At 58.7% G+C, this 14,975-nt stretch carries 13 protein-coding genes; 9 read left to right on the top strand and 4 right to left on the bottom strand.

What is annotated here, in order from left to right:
* Positions 1–6: 6 nt before the first annotated feature.
* The gene (locus IEW12_RS24710) at positions 7–1,164 is read left to right on the top strand and encodes an acetyltransferase domain-containing protein (RefSeq protein WP_188568789.1); all 1,158 of its coding nucleotides are present in this window, start codon (positions 7–9) and stop codon (positions 1,162–1,164) included.
* Here IEW12_RS24710 and IEW12_RS24705 read toward each other — a convergent pair.
* On the bottom strand, positions 1,133–3,265 hold the full coding sequence (locus tag IEW12_RS24705; RefSeq protein WP_188568788.1) for a sensor histidine kinase: 2,133 nt from the start codon (positions 3,263–3,265) through the stop codon (positions 1,133–1,135). The genes IEW12_RS24710 and IEW12_RS24705 overlap by 32 nt on opposite strands.
* Complete coding sequence (locus IEW12_RS24700) at positions 3,262–4,008, bottom strand: response regulator transcription factor (RefSeq protein WP_188568893.1); 747 nt, start codon at positions 4,006–4,008, stop codon at positions 3,262–3,264. Before IEW12_RS24700 ends, IEW12_RS24705 begins: the two co-directional genes overlap by 4 nt.
* A 279-nt stretch (positions 4,009–4,287) precedes the next feature.
* Here IEW12_RS24700 and IEW12_RS24695 point away from each other — a divergent pair, with 279 nt between their 5' ends.
* From IEW12_RS24695 to IEW12_RS24660, 8 genes are all read left to right on the top strand, one after another.
* Positions 4,288–5,586, top strand: a complete 1,299-nt coding sequence (locus IEW12_RS24695) for an SPFH domain-containing protein (RefSeq protein WP_188568787.1) — start codon at positions 4,288–4,290, stop codon at positions 5,584–5,586.
* Entirely contained in the window at positions 5,583–7,019 is a 1,437-nt protein-coding gene (locus IEW12_RS24690) for a hypothetical protein (RefSeq protein ID WP_188568786.1), read from the top strand. Before IEW12_RS24695 ends, IEW12_RS24690 begins: the two co-directional genes overlap by 4 nt.
* A gap of 187 nt (positions 7,020–7,206) precedes the next feature.
* The gene (locus IEW12_RS24685; protein WP_188568785.1) at positions 7,207–8,133 is read left to right on the top strand and encodes a Tim44 domain-containing protein; all 927 of its coding nucleotides are present in this window, start codon (positions 7,207–7,209) and stop codon (positions 8,131–8,133) included.
* Positions 8,134–8,346: 213 nt separating this feature from the next.
* Complete coding sequence (locus IEW12_RS24680; protein WP_188568784.1) at positions 8,347–9,237, top strand: alpha/beta fold hydrolase; 891 nt, start codon at positions 8,347–8,349, stop codon at positions 9,235–9,237.
* The gene (locus IEW12_RS24675; RefSeq protein ID WP_188568783.1) at positions 9,234–10,340 is read left to right on the top strand and encodes a sensor histidine kinase; all 1,107 of its coding nucleotides are present in this window, start codon (positions 9,234–9,236) and stop codon (positions 10,338–10,340) included. Before IEW12_RS24680 ends, IEW12_RS24675 begins: the two co-directional genes overlap by 4 nt.
* The gene (locus IEW12_RS24670; RefSeq protein ID WP_188568782.1) at positions 10,337–11,068 is read left to right on the top strand and encodes a LytR/AlgR family response regulator transcription factor; all 732 of its coding nucleotides are present in this window, start codon (positions 10,337–10,339) and stop codon (positions 11,066–11,068) included. Before IEW12_RS24675 ends, IEW12_RS24670 begins: the two co-directional genes overlap by 4 nt.
* Positions 11,069–11,184: 116 nt before the next feature.
* Positions 11,185–12,768: a S10 family peptidase gene (locus tag IEW12_RS24665; protein ID WP_188568781.1), complete on the top strand. Its 1,584-nt coding sequence runs from the start codon at positions 11,185–11,187 to the stop codon at positions 12,766–12,768.
* A gap of 25 nt (positions 12,769–12,793) precedes the next feature.
* Positions 12,794–13,189 (top strand): EF-hand domain-containing protein, encoded by a 396-nt coding sequence (locus IEW12_RS24660; RefSeq protein WP_188568780.1) that lies wholly within the window; start codon positions 12,794–12,796, stop codon positions 13,187–13,189.
* Positions 13,190–13,292: 103 nt separating this feature from the next.
* On the opposite strand, the gene IEW12_RS24655 is transcribed toward IEW12_RS24660, so the two are convergent.
* Together IEW12_RS24655 and IEW12_RS24650 are read right to left on the bottom strand one after the other, a co-directional pair.
* Positions 13,293–14,063 carry a coiled-coil domain-containing protein gene (locus IEW12_RS24655; RefSeq protein ID WP_188568779.1) on the bottom strand — a complete coding sequence of 257 codons (771 nt, stop codon included), beginning with the start codon at positions 14,061–14,063 and terminating at the stop codon, positions 13,293–13,295.
* 126 nt (positions 14,064–14,189) lie between these two features.
* Positions 14,190–14,975 (bottom strand): DUF2491 family protein, encoded by a 786-nt coding sequence (locus tag IEW12_RS24650; protein ID WP_188568778.1) that lies wholly within the window; start codon positions 14,973–14,975, stop codon positions 14,190–14,192.

Here is a 14,975-nt window from a genome sequence, read left to right as displayed (position 1 = left end):
AGTATCGTGGGGAAATCGGCTCGGCTGCCGGCAATCGACTTATTGCGCGGCATAGTAATCGTCTTGATGGCCCTGGATCATACCCGGGATTTTTTTGCGGCAACGCCTTTCGATCCCATGGATCTGGCGCAGACCAGCCCCGGCTGGTACTGGACCCGCTGGATCACCAACCTGTGTGCGCCTACCTTCGTGCTGCTGGCAGGCGTATCTGCCTTCCTGCGCCAGCAAAAGGCAGGCGTGGCGGACAATTCCCGCTACCTGCTAGGGCGCGGCGCGATGCTGGTCGTGCTGGAATGCACGTGGATCAGCTTTAGTTGGCAATTCGGCTATAACGTGCTGATCCTGCAAGTCATCTGGGCGCTGGGCATGGGCATGATCTTCCTGTCGGCGCTGATCTGGCTGCCGCGCACGCTGGTCGCCGTGATTGCTGCGGCGCTGATATTGCCGCATAACCTGTTGGACGCCTTGCATGGGCCGACTTCCGGCATCCTGTTCAAGGCCTGGCACCAGGGCGGCTTCCTGCCACTGGGTGAGGGCTTCGGCGCGGCATTTGCCTATCCGCTGATGCCCTGGGTAGGCCTAATGGCGGCCGGTTATGCAATGGGGCCGGTCTTCCTGTGGCAGGCAGAAAAGCGCCAGCGCTTCCTATGGATCAGCGTTGCAGCCTTGCTGCTGGTGTTTGTCGGGCTGCGCTTCGGCAATATCTACGGCGATCCGGATGCATGGTCGGAACAGGCCAAGGGCGGCGTATACAGCTTCCTGTCCTTCATGCGCGTGCACAAGTATCCGCCGTCGCTGCTCTACCTGTGCTCCACGCTGGGCATCAGCCTGGCCATACTGGCCGTGCTGGATAAGTATGTAAAGCAGCGGGTGCCGGTGCTGTCGCTATTCGGGCGCGCGCCGCTGTTTTTCTATTGCGTGCATATTGCGCTGATCCATGCGCTGGCCTGGGTGTACATGGGCTGGCGCTACGACTACCATCCATCCTTCGTCGGCCGCGGGCAAAAGCTGCCGGACGGCTATGAACCGACCTTGCTGGCTTGCTATACCGCCTGGGCCGTCATCATCGCCATCATGTTCGTGCTGACCACCGCATGGACACGCTGGCGCGATGCCCGGGCTGCGGCAATCACTAGCCCAGCCCCCGCTGCAGGTTCAGTATAAAGCTGACGCCACCGGCGACATTGTGGGCGGCGATGGTGCCGCCCATCTTGGCCATATAGGTCTTGGCGACGAACAAGCCCTGGCCGCGATTGCCGTTGGCGCCGGACTCATGTTGGTCCGACACGCCATATTCAAAAATCTTGTCCAGCAAGTCTTCTGCAATATGCGGTCCCTGGTTGAAGATGGTGATCGTGGCCGCCGTTTCACTGGCCTCCAGCGTGATCGTGATGGCCGTGCCGGGCAAGCGGTGGCGGTCGGCATTGCGCAGCACATGCGTGACCACATCCTCCAGCGAATAGTCATCCGCCCTGACCATGACCGGCATCTGCGCCGCAGCATCACCGGCAAACTGCACCTGCGGTATGCCGACGCAAGGCGCGTTGCCTGCCACATGCTGCAGGAAAGCGGTGATATCTATTTCCGCAACCTGCAATACCGTGGACTGGAAAGCTTCGCTGGGCGATGCGCTGCCGTATAACACCCGTATCGCCTGCTGCATGCGGTTGATGTAGCGGCTGCTCTGGTCATCCGGCGCATCATGCAGCGCCATCAGCGATTGCAGCGGCGACATGATCTCGTGGCCGACTGCATGCCACATTTCTTTTTCTTGCTCGGCCCGTATGCCTTCACGCTCTACATCTTCCCTGACCCGCCGAAGCAGGTCGTGCAGGCAATTGGCCAATACGCCCAGTTCATCGCTGCCGCGCAGATCGGACAAGTCGAATTTTTCCAGGCCGCCGGCACCCTTCACCGTCTTCGATACCGAATCGGCGCGCCGGGTCAGCACCGTGATGCGGCGTATGATGCCTATTTCTATCGCCAGCCAGGCCAGCAGCAGCGCCAGCAATATCGCGCCGACAAACCAGGAGACGCGAGTGGCAATCACGCTCAGGCTCTTGCTGACGCTGCGCACATCGCCTTTCAGCAGCACTTCATAGCTGCCCAGCGAAGTCGTGATCACCTCGCGGCTCTCCAGCGGCGTGTCATAGGCCTCCACCGGCAGGCGGCGGATCACGCTGGTCAGCAAATGCCAGGATTCATCTTCCTGTTCCACCTTGCCCACCAGCTTGACGAAATCCGGCCGCTCAGTTTCCGTCTCCTTGGTCGGTTTATCCAGCTTGCGTATGCGCAGGGTTTCTCCGGGCAGCAGCAAGGCTTGCAGGTCGCTCAGCGAAAATGGCGGTACCGCATCGCGGCTATCGCTATCCAGGAGAGGCGTGCTCTGTTGCGGCGCCAGCACCACGACCTGTACCTTGATCTGATCCAGGTCCTCTGGCGGCCACACCGGACGTTTTTTCTCGAACAGCGCATCCTGCAATACGCCTACCGGCAAACGCAGCGAAAAGAAGGAACTGCGGCTGCATTCTTCATCTCTGCCATCCTGCTCCGGTTCATTGCACGAGGCGTTTTGCCATATCCAGCCACGGAACTCCTTCACCGGACGCGCATGCGGCTTATCCGCTTCGCCGGCATTGAAGCCGGTCAGGCGGCCGCGCAGGCCCCTGGCTGCCGCCAGCCGGCTATTCAATGCCGGTGCATCCGAGATCTCTTCAAAAGGAGCTATCCACTGGTAGGTCTGGCCGCGCAAGGCCACGGTCACCTTGACCCGGTGCGACTGGTCCAGCACCAGTTCGCCACGCTGGTGTGCAACCAGGGCCTTGCTGTTGAAGCTACCTGCCACATAGATGAAACCGCCGGCCCAGGGATTATTGCCTATGCCCACGCACAGTGAGCCGTCATTGCCATAGCTGGCCATGCAACCGGACAATGCCACCGCCTGCTGCACCTTGTTCTGGTCGTCAAAATCCAGCGCGGAGTAGGGCAGCAGCAGCGGATGCAGGAAACGCCCGCTGCCTTCCTGTGCCGGAGGATTCAGCAGCGCCAGCTGGCCGGCGGGATTGCGCAGCGTGGATGAAATCTGTTCGCGCGTCTTGTTGAAACCACCCTGGTAATTTTTGTAGCTGAGCTGCTTTTCCTGCTGCAGCACAAACAGCACCAGCGCCACGGTAGCCGCCGCCAGCAGCAGGAACACGGTGCGGAACAATATCCGCAGCCGGTAGGGCGCTATGCTCAGCAGCCGCTGCAATACAGGCGCGCTCATTTGTGCTTGCCGGGTGCTTCGTCGGTCCAGCGGAAGCCGCGCATCGGCACGTTTTCTATGCATTCGAAGCCGGGATCAATCTCGCGGAAGGCATCGCGTATCGTGCTGACGTGCTTGCGGATATTGTCGCGGTTCTGCCCGCTCTTCACGACCTGGTACAGGTCCTCATACGACACCACCTGGCCGCGGCTGGCGAACAAGGCTGCCAGTATCCTCTGCGCCGTCAGAGGCAGGTTGATGCGCTGGCCGCGCCAGATCGGCGTACGCTGGCGCAGCGGGTCTATCGACAATTCATTGCCGGCTGGCGCTGCCGCCTGCTCTTTTTGCCTGTGCTGCTGGCGGTCCTTGGCGGCGCGCAGTATTTCCAGAAAGGTATCGATGAAATCGGATTCTTCAAAGGTGGCTTTTTGCAGGTAGTCCCAGGCGTCCAGCGCCTTCATGATGCTGCGATAGATGGTGGCCGGCATCGCCGACACTACCAGCACCGGCGTTGCCCGGCTCTTGTTGATCGCGTTGATGATGGCAACCCCGGCATGCCTTTCGCGGCCCAGCTCGATGTCCAGCACCACCAGATCGTAGGATTCGCGTTCTATCGCCGCCTCGGCATCGTCACGGCTGAACCACTGGTCCACCTGTATGCCGGGCCGGGCCGCTTCTATCCAGCCTTTCAACTGGTTGCTGGTAGGCAGATCGTCTTCTATGACCGCCACTTTTATCGCTGCCTTCGCCTCTAGCTGTGCCATGCGCTTCCCGGATTCTTCCGGCCTTATTGATTGATGAGGCAAAGTATCCACGCTTTCGCCAGAAAAGTCATACATCTGCTGTGAGCTTTTCTTCACACGCGGCAGCGCATCTTCCGCGCCGGGAACAAGCGCCGCCTGGGCATGAAAATTCTGGCAACGGCGCGGCATTGATACTTCCGCCACCGCCGGAGCACACTGCTTGCCAGGGAAGTGCGATGAGAAAACCTCCATCAAGGCACTGTTTCCTTTCTTCGATGTCTACAACAATAGGGTAAAGCCATGTCAGAGCGGATCAAGGTCGTCGTACAAGCCATACGTGCAGCGCTGTCCGGCAGTGTTGCCGGTATCAAGTCCAGCTTCCATTTCCTGCATTCCAAAGCCGCCAGGGTCGGCACTGTGCAGGTGGATCGCAGCCGCCTGGGGCGCCGCGTGCTGATTCTGGGATTGAGCGGGCTGGCGGTTTATGGGCTGTACAAGCATCCGCCGGTGCAAAATATCGCTCACGGCCAGGTCGGCGTCAGGATCAACCAATTGACCGGCAATGCGACCGAGCTGCATGAGGGCCTGGCGTTTGCAGTTCCCGGCCTGCACGATGTGCGCCGTTACTCGCTGCTGGACCAGATTTACCGTCCCGAAGGCAGCAGCCGTGCCGATGGCGAAGCGCCTTTCCAGTCGATAGAAGGCCTGTCACTGGGCGTGGATCTGACCATCCGCTATGCGCTGGACCAAAGCAAGCTGACCCGCATGTCGTCCAGCCTGCCGCAGGATATCAATGGAGAAGTAGTGGAGCCGCTGGTGCAGGGCGTCATCTATAAGGCATTTACCAAATATACGGTGCGGGAAATTTTTTCTTCCAAGCGCCAGGAAATCCAGCAGCAGATAGAAGCGGAACTGAAGCCCAAGCTGGCAGCCGACGGCATCCTGCTGCGCAGCGTGATGATGGGCAAGGTGGACTTGCCGCAAGATTACAAGAACGGCATGGATAAGTTGCTGGCAGAAGAACTGGAAACCGAAAAAATGCGCTACACGCTGGAATTGAAGGAAAAACAGGTCAAGCAAACCGCACTGGAAGCGGAATCCGACAAAATCAAGCGCGAAAAATCCGCAGAAGCCGCCGGCAATGAGCAAATTATCGCCGCCAAGGCACAGGAAGAAGCGATGAAGCACGTACTGCCCTTCAAGCAAAAGCAGATAGAGCAAAGGCAATATGAAGCGGAGGCCGAAAAAGTCGCCCGCATCAAAACCTCGGAAGGTGCGGCCCAGGCACGCGTGATAGAAGCGTCCGGCGAAGCCGATTCGCGCCGCAAACTGGCCGATGCGGAAGCCTACCGGCAGGAACTGGTCGGCAAGGTCGCCAGCGCGCAACTGGAACGCGACGGTGAACTGATCAGCAAGCATCCATTGCTGATACAAAAGACCATGGCTGATAAATTGTCCGACAAAATCTCGGTCATCATTGCGCCGCCCCCAGGCGACGGCGGCTTCATCGGTTCCACGCTGCTGGGTGGCGGCAAGCAGGACAGGAGCCGCAGGGTAGCCGCGGAAGCCACGGCCAATACCGAAGGGAGCCAGCAATGATCGCCGCCGGCATCGCTGCGGCCGCACTGGTCGCGATAGTCACGCAAGACCAGGCCCAGTTGCGGGCCTCGCCCAAGGATTCGGCTCAGCAGCAAGTCGTGCTATGGCAGGGCGACAGCCTGGAAATCCGTGGCGAAAAAATGGATTACCTGCAAGTCTATGATCACCGGCGCGAGCGTGCCGGCTATATCAAGGCTTCCCAGGTACGCCTGATGTCGCTGAGGCCGGACGATGCGCCTGACTTGATGGCGGTGGTACGCTTCCTGCGCGATACACCAGGAGCGGAAGCGCTGGGCATCAGTTATGCGGCAGCCTACCTGAAGGCGGCACCGGCCGAGGCGATAGGCGCGGAAGCTTTCGACGCGCTGGGTACGATGGCAGACCGGCTGGCGCGCCGTGCCTCTGCGCGCCAGAGCAAGCAGAATGACGCCATCATCGCGGCGCATCTGGAAGTGGTTGCCAACTACGGCATACGCATACAGGGCTTCGAGCGCGATAGCCGCATGCAACTATGCTATGACGGCGAAGCCTTCCGCCGCGTGCTGGCAATGACGTCCAGCAATGAGCAAAAAGCCAGGGCCGCGCTGGCACTGACCCGGCAGGAATGCATAGACCCTGCCATGCGCCCGGCCGAAAAGGCGGCGCTGGATACCTGGCGCGCCGACGTGCTGGACAGGGTAGAGCTGGTCAACTTGCCGGACTACCTGAAAAACCGCGTGCGCATGCGCCGCGCCGGAGTCTGGTCCAGCATCGTTTTCCAGAAAGCCAGGCGCAATGAATCACCGGTGGATGCCGGCAACCGTGCCATGCTGGAACTGGCAGGCGTGAACAAGCTGGAACTCAGCGATGAAGATAATAGCGCCTACGCCGATGCCGGTGTGCGCGCTGGCAGCATGCGCTGGGCAGCAGAGACGGTGCCTGCGCCGCAAAACGGGCAAGATGGAAAACCATCCGGACTGGGCATACGCACCACGCCCGGCAAGCCCGGCGAAACCTGCATCAGCCTGGTGGATGCCAAGCATGACCAGAAAAACCCGCTGGCGCAGCGCTGCACGTATGGGCTGGTGTGGAATGCCTCTGCCCGCGCCAATTCCCAGGGCACGGCGTTGGCACTGGCGGTGCAACCCATGGATAGCTGGCGCGAGCTATGGCTGTTCCATCAGGGCAGTAACGGCTGGATCATCGACGTATTGCCGCCGACCGCCAGCGAGTCCGAGCTGGGCTATGCCGAATTTGCCGGCTGGGTGCCCGGCAGCAACAAGATGCTGGTCGCGCGCGAGGCCAGGATAGACGGCCGCTACAAGCGCAGCTTTGAAGTGGTCAAAATGGATACGCTGGAAGTGGAAAAGCAGGCCGATGCGCCAAATTTCCTCAGCCTGTTCTATAAATGGCAAGACCCGGCCTGGAAAAGGCAGACTTTGAGCCTGCGTTGAGTTGCTGAGCTTGGGGTGAGTTTATCCGCATAAATTCACTCCAAGCCCTTTTTACTTCTGTTTTTACGAAGTAATCCTTCTATTATCTTCGCTTTTTCTATAAGCAATGCTGCTTTAGTATCCATGTATCGTCGGCTAAACGATGAATCCGGTGCTTTTGTACCGGACACACATACTAGGAGCTAACATGAAAAAATTCTTGCTTACCATGATGATTGCCCTTGGCGCGGTGTCGCTGGGCGTCGCAGATGCGGAGGCCAAACGCGTAGGCGGCGGCAGCGCTATCGGCAGGCAGTCGCAAAACGTTTCGCGCCAGGCGCCACCGGCACAGGCAGCACCTAACGCAGCCAAACCTCCTGCAGCAGCTCCCGGCGCCACTCCGCCTAAACCGGCCAGCCCCTGGAAGGGTATCCTGGGCGGCGCATTGCTGGGCCTGGGTCTGGGCGCATTGTTCTCCAGCATGGGCATGGGCGGCGCAATGGCCAGCATGCTGAGCTCCATCCTGATGATAGGCTTGCTGGCAGCAGCAGGTATGTTCATCTACCGCATGATCAAGAATCGCAGTGCGGGATCGAGCGCACAAAAGCCGGCATTTGCCAATGCCTACGCTGGCGGCCAGGCTAACGGCGTACCGGAAATCGGTTCAGGTATAAACAACCAGTCCGCCAGCCAGCCTGCAGCTTTCCAATCCGCAGCGGCGTCCACTGCTTCGGCAACAGGTGCCAGTGCAGCGACCTGGGATGTGCCGGCAGACTTTGACGTAGATACCTTCCTGCGTAATGCCAAGGCCCACTATATCCGTCTGCAGGCAGCATGGGACCGTGCCGATGTGAACGATATCCGTGAATTCACAACGCCGGAAATGTTTGGTGAACTGCGTCTGCAATTGCAGGAACGCGGTGCCTCTGCCAACCATACCGACGTGGTCAGCCTGAATTCGGAACTGCTGGGCGTGGAAACGACGGACAGGGATTATCTGGCCAGCGTACGCTTCAACGGCATCATCAAGGAAAGCGAACATGCCGCACCGGAAGCTTTTGCCGAAGTATGGAATATGAGCAAGCCGGTCAATGGCCAGGGCGGCTGGGTACTGGCAGGCATACAGCCGGTGTAACAAGTCCAGGGGAATCTCCCCAGGTAAAGCAAGCCTCCAGCGTTACCGGCGCTGGAGGTTTTTTTTCGCCCGTGCTTTACCGCTTATACAACTCATACCACTCATACCGCTCATACCGCTCATCATTGAAGATGACCGTTCATACCAAAGCGGTAGTGTCCCGCATTGCGACTCCCTAAGATGGCTGTACCAACCACCTGAGAGAGAAACCGCATGAACACATCCTTACTGAAACTGGCGCGCAGCGCCGCCGCATCGCTCGGCTTCATTGCTGCCCTGAGTGTGCTCGGCTCCGGCGCCCAAGCTGCCACCAACCCGGCTTTCCAGGTCCAGGCCAGCGGCCAGGGCCAGCCCATGATACTGATCCCCGGCCTGTCTTCCCCAGGTGAAGTCTGGAAAGACACCGTCGCCCATTACGACAGGCACTACCGCTGTTATGTGCTGACATTGGCAGGCTTTGCCGGCACGCCGGCCACCGACGGCCCTTTGCTGCAGCAGGCAGAGCAGCAATTGATGCAGTTGATCGCCTCCGAAAAAATGGACAAGCCCATCATCGTCGGCCATAGCATGGGCGGCTTCCTGGCGATGCAAACCGCCGCCGACCATCCGGACAAGATAGGCAAGCTGATCATCGTGGATACCATGCCTGCATTGGGCGCAACCCAGATGCCCAGCATGACGGAAGCCCAGTTGAAGGAAATGGCAGCCCCGATGCGCGACAAGATCCTGGAAAGCAGCCCGGCAGCACTGGAAGCAAAGTTTCGCGGCACCGCCTCCACGATGATCAGCAAACCGGAAGACATAGAAAGAATCGTCGGCTGGAGCATGAAGTCCGACCAAAAAACAATTGCTAACTCCATGTATGAGATGCTGTCCACCGACTTGCGCGATAAAATCGGCCAGATCAAATCTCCTACGCTGGTACTAGGAACCTGGATCGCTTACAAACAATACATGCCGCGCTCTACTGCCGAATCGACATTCAAGCTGCAATATGCAAAACTGCCGGGTGTGAAAATTGAATTGAGCGATACCTCGCGGCACTTTATCATGTATGACGACCCGCAATGGATGCTCGCCCGTATGGATGAATTCTTGAAGTGATCACCGCACCTGAACAAACACTGGACGCAGCACCGGACGCAAAACTGCCCCGGCAGCCCGGCCAGTACAAAAAAAACGGCATGCCCTGGTACTGGATCTGGCAGCTACTGGGCTGGTTGCTGGTGGGGGCATTCAATACCTACCCGTCAGTACTGAACCAGCCGGCCGATACCGGCAAATTCCTGCTCATTTATAGCTGGTCCAGTGTGACCGGGCTTTGGCTGACGCATCGCTGGCGCAGGCATCTGCAGGCAAGCGGATGGCTGGATCACAGGCGCAGCCTGCCCTGGCTAAAGCTCACCCTGGGTGTAGTGGTGCTGGCTGTGGCGCAAGTGATACTGGTTGCCGCCGTGTTTTATGCACTGCGGCCGGCTAACAGCTTCCATAACTGGCAATGGCTGCCTATGGCGCTGGCCGGATGGACTTTCATTTTTGGGATGTGGACCGTGCTGTATACCAGCGTGCATGCACGCCGCCGCTTTGTGCAGGCAGAACTGGACAAACTGCGGCTGGAGATCAGCATCAAGGATGCAGAACTGCGCGCGCTGCAGGCGCAGGTCAACCCGCATTTTTTCTTTAACAGCCTCAACAGCATACGGGCACTGATCTACCAGGACACCGAACTGGCGGCACAGGCAGTGGAACAACTGGCCGACATGATGCGCTATAGCCTGCAAACCGGCCAAAACAAGACCGTCCACTTGGCACAGGAAATGGAAGCAGTGCGCAATTACCTGGCGATAGAAAAAATCCGTTTTGAAGACCGACTGCTGTTTGCAGAAGATGTGCCCGATGCCTTGCAGCACCTTGCCATTCCCCCCATGACAGTGCAAACCCTGGTGGAAAACGCGGTCAAATACGGCGTGGAAACCAGTGCCGGCAGCTGCGAGATACGCATAGGCGCGCAATTGCTGGGGAACAGGCTGCAATTGACCGTAGCTAATCAGGGCAGCCTGGTACGGCGCCACGGTTCCACGCAACTGGGCTTGAACAACGTCAGCAAACGCCTGGGCCTGCTGTTCGGCGCACAGGCCTCGGCCACCATCACTGAAAACGGCGGTTGGGTCTACGCGACGCTGACGTTGCCGCTGGAGCCGGCATGAGGGCATTGATCGTCGATGATGAAAGGCTGGCGCGGGCAGAGTTGCGCCGCCTGCTGGCGGCCCACCCGGAAGTGATCATCGCAGGGGAAGCCGCGACTGCGGCGGAGGCACACAGGCTGATAGAAGAACTGCAACCCGAGCTGATTTTTCTCGACATACAAATGCCGGGCGGTAGCGGCTTTGATTTGCTGGCAGCGCTGGACCATGCCCCGCAAGTCATCTTTACTACCGCTTTCGATACCTATGCAATCAAGGCCTTTGAAGTCAGCGCACTGGATTACCTGCTGAAGCCGGTGACGGCAGCCAGGCTGGCGTCGGCCTTGCACAAGACAGCCCCGCATCCGCCATCACAAGCCGGCGCAGCAGCAGCGGCTGCGACAACAGCAGGCGAGAGCAAGCTGTTCATCAAGGATGGCGATCGTTGCTGGTTTGTCAGCCTGCCGCAAATACGGCTGTTTGAATCGGAAGGCAATTACACCCGTGTGTATTTCGACAACCAACAGCCGCTGATGCTGCGCTCGCTGACACAGCTGGAGCAAAAGCTGGAGCCGTCCCGCTTCGTGCGCGCCAGCCGCCGCCATATCGTGAACCTGGACCATGTGCAAAGCATCACCGCCTCGGCCAATGGCGGCCTGGACATGCATCTGGGCAAGCAGCAAGTGATAGAAATGTCACGCCGCCGTGCAGCGGAGTTCAAAAATAGTCACAAGTCCCTGCTGCAAGGATAGCGCACATCGTTTTAACAGCGGGTATGGCGGCCAAACTTGAAATCCCTGCAAATAGTCCGATAATGCATACAGGGTCCCCTCAGGCCGGCATCCGGCCATCCTCCAGGAGCCTGCGCATGGCGACGGCACACAAACAAATCTGGGCAGGTATTCTGACAATCCTGCTGTCACTGCTCAGCGCATGCGGCGGCGGTGGATCGAGTGCGCCGGCATCCGGCGGCAATGGCACCGGCACCCCGGTCAGCCCAGGCAATGGCGACCAGGCTTACGCCGATCCCGTTTTTTATTCCGGCGCAGCAAACGCATCGCTGGCAATGGCCAGTGAACAAGCCGCGCAAGTGCACAGCCAGTTAAGCCTGAACGGCAAAACGATCGCCTATACCAGCAGCAGCGGCCACCTCACCGCCAGCGACCTGAAAACCGGGGCAGCTTCCGCCTCTTTCTTTTATGTTGCCTATACGGCGGATAACCAGGATGCGGCCAAACGGCCCGTCACCTTCTTTTACAATGGCGGCCCCGGCTCGGCAACGATATGGCTGCACATGGGTTCTTATGCTCCCAAGCGCATCGTCACCAATGCCCCGGCGACCTCTCTGGCAAACCCGGTGCCCTTCATCGACAACGCTGAAAGCCTGCTCGATACCAGTGACCTGGTGTTTGTCGATGCGGTAGGCACCGGCTATTCGCAAGCGATAGCGCCAAATACCAATCAAAGTTTCTGGGGCGTGGACCAGGATGCTGCGGTATTCCGCGATTTCGTGATCCGCTATGTCGCCGCGTACCAGCGCAGCTCGTCGCCAAAGTTCCTGTTCGGCGAATCCTATGGCACGCCGCGGACTGCCGTGCTGGCAAATCTGCTGGAGACGGCTGGCGTCAAGATAGACGGCATCGTACTGCAATCGTCGATACTGAATTACAACGTCAATTGCGGTGTGCTTTATCCGGTCACCATCAGCTGCGACGGCTATCTGCCCAGCTATGCGGCAACAGGCGCTTACTACAGCTTGTCCAGTCCCGTGCCCACGGACCTCGCCGGCTACCTGGCTCAGGTACGGAGTTTTAGTGCGGCCAGCTACCGCCCCGCTGTTCTGGCCTATCTGGCCAATCACACTTCCGCGCCCGCCGGCCTGGTGGCACAGGCCTCCGCATACACCGGGCTGACAGCCAGCTATTGGCAACAGAACATCAATGTCACGCCGGATACCTTCCAGCAATTCCTGCTGCCCGGCAGCCTGATAGGCCGCTATGATGCGCGCATCTTTGCCGCCAATGGCAGTGCGCTGGCCAGCGGCGGCGATCCGTCTTCCACGCTGATCACGGCCAGCTTCAGCAGCATCTTTTCCAGCTACCTGAGCACTCAGCTCAAGTACTCGGCGAACTCCACTTACATCGTTTCTTCACCCGCCATCAATAGCTGGAATTTCCAGCACGACGGTATCGGCCTGCCGGATACGGTGCCGGACCTGGCGGCAGCCCTGCTGTTGAATCCGGCGATGCAGGTATTGTCACTGAACGGCTACCATGACCTGGCCACGCCGTTTTACCAGACTGAAATGGATCTGGCCAGGCTGGGCAGTAATGCCAATATACAGATCAGGAACTATAGCGGAGGCCATATGAATTATCTGGATGATGCTTCGCGCAAACTGGCAAAGGCCGATCTGCTCAAGTTTTATGCCGCGGCAGTGGCAGCGCATTAGCAGACGGCCGGCACTGGGAGGAAATATGAAAAAATTACTGGGCATCCTTATTCTTGCATCCGGCACTACGCAAGCCTGCCTGGCGCAGAATAGCCAGGATACTGCGCGTGCTGTACCGCCTTATGCCAGTCCCGCTCACGCCGATCCTTATCTACCGCCCGAAAAGCGCATAGCGCCAACGCAGCCACCGGCGTCCGGCGCGGCCTTGCAGGAGCAGGCGCTGAAAAAGCTGAAGCAGCAATTCGATGCTGCCGATACATCAGGCAACGGCGCGGTTACTGCAGTACAGGCGCGAGCGGCGGGCCTGGGCTATGTTGCAAAGAATTTTGAACAGATCGATACGCGCAAGCGCGGCAAGGTCAGCTTTGAAGAGGTGAAGGATTATCTGCAGCAAAGGCAAAAGCAGCAGCTTCGACAGTAATCTTGGCCGCCATTCCACGGCGACTTCCCGCCAGCTATGGCGAAAAAATGGCGGCGTGGATTTCTCCACGCCGCCATTCTTAAACTCAGCGCTGCAATTTTAACTATGCTGCTGCAGCCGATTTTCCGGACAGGCGTTTCAGGCGTTCCAGTGTCGATTCACCGGCGGTATCCGGCTGGGAGACCGACTTCCTGATAGCGTCGATCTCGGCAGCCTGGTCCAGCGGTTTTTGCGCGATATCGGCAACTATCTTCAGGCCGGCTGCTTCGTTGCTGACCGTCTGTGCACGGCGGGTCAGCGCGTTCAGCGCAGTGCTGTTGCCTTTCAGGCCGGACAGGCTGGACAATTGCTCCTGGCGCTCGGCACGCAAGGCTTGCAAGTCTTTTTGCGCATTCGCGGAAGCCAGTGCCTGCATGGCTTTCTTCGCAGCCGCATCAAAGTCAGCCAGTTGCTTGGACAGTGCATCGACGATCTTTTGCAGCTCGCTCATATACTCTTGCGCGTCCGCCTCTTCCTGCACTTCCAGCGGCAGCCTGGCTTTGTTCGATTCCAGCTCGTCGCAAAACAGGCTGACTGTCGCTTCCGAAATCTTTCCTGCCGCCAGACGTTCTGCCAGGGTTTCCGAGGCTTTTTCGTCGGTGGCGATCAGTTCGCGCAGTTTGACGACGTCAGCGTGTTCCTTGTCGAAAGAAGAACGGGCCGCCGCCAGCTTTTGTGCAGTTTCCCTCAGGGTATCGGCCAGGCGGTCACGATCCGCTTCGGTTGCTGTTTCCGGGTCGAAATTGGCGATGGCTTCCGATACCTTGTCGCCCAGTACGCCGAAGTGTTTGGATATCAAACGTGCTGTCAGGCCCCAACCATTCAAATTACTCATTTTGCTTCCTCTCAATTAAGAAATACTTCTAGTGTGTTACTGCCGTACAGCTCTTCAATTCTTGTGTTTGGTTCTTATGTTTTACTGCCAAATACTGTCATGGGGATGAAATCAAATTCGCATTCTCTACTGTATCGTTACCCTGTCCTGTTCCAGTGGTATGCCTATCATGAAGTCCACGTGGATACCGCGTTTGCTGCTGTCGCCGTCCTGGCTCAGCACAATTTCTGTCGTAATCAGCAGGTATTCCGGGCTGCCGACCACGTCCCTGGTGTAAGGCATGAAGACGACTTGCTGCTTCAATCCGTGTTCGCCGCCAGCGTCGTCTATCCTGGTCTCGGTGCCGGAGAAAGGGCGGACAAATTCCGCCTGCGGGTCGCCGGCATCGCGCTGGTAGGTAATGCTGTCTGCTTCGCCAAACACGTTTTTCAGATCCGCCTCGTCAAAACCCAGGCCCGCCAACTGCTCGCGCCACAAGGTATATGACTTGTCACCCAGGCCGTAACCGGCTTCCCCTAGGTAGGCTTCCTGGTCTTCCTCGGTTTCCGGGATCAGCCGGGTCAGGCGGGTGCAGTACATCAATTCCGCCACCTGGCCCTTGTCGTCCTGGTAAAGCTGCAGGTATTTTTCCTGGCTGTCGTCATCGCCGGTCGCCAGGTAATAGCGGAACAGGCTGCCCGACATATCCAGGTTGACCCGGCTCACGGCCCTGATCAGCGTATCTCCGTCACCCGGGATTTCCATCAGCGAACCATTGGTGCTAGCGTGGATGAACGGGGTTTTCTGCATCTTGATCATGCCGCCTATGCGGCCGCCCAGCGGCAAACCCTGGTCTTCGCGGCGCTCGCCGCTGTCCATGCCGTGACGGGCGGCTATGCCTTTTACGTATTTGAATGCATCTGTCCAGGCCAT

It is taken from the genome of Parundibacterium terreum (assembly GCF_014636315.1).
Lineage (GTDB): Bacteria > Pseudomonadota > Gammaproteobacteria > Burkholderiales > Burkholderiaceae_D > Undibacterium > Undibacterium terreum.
Note: the sequence above shows the minus strand (reverse complement) of the source record. Positions and strands in the feature narration are given on the sequence as shown.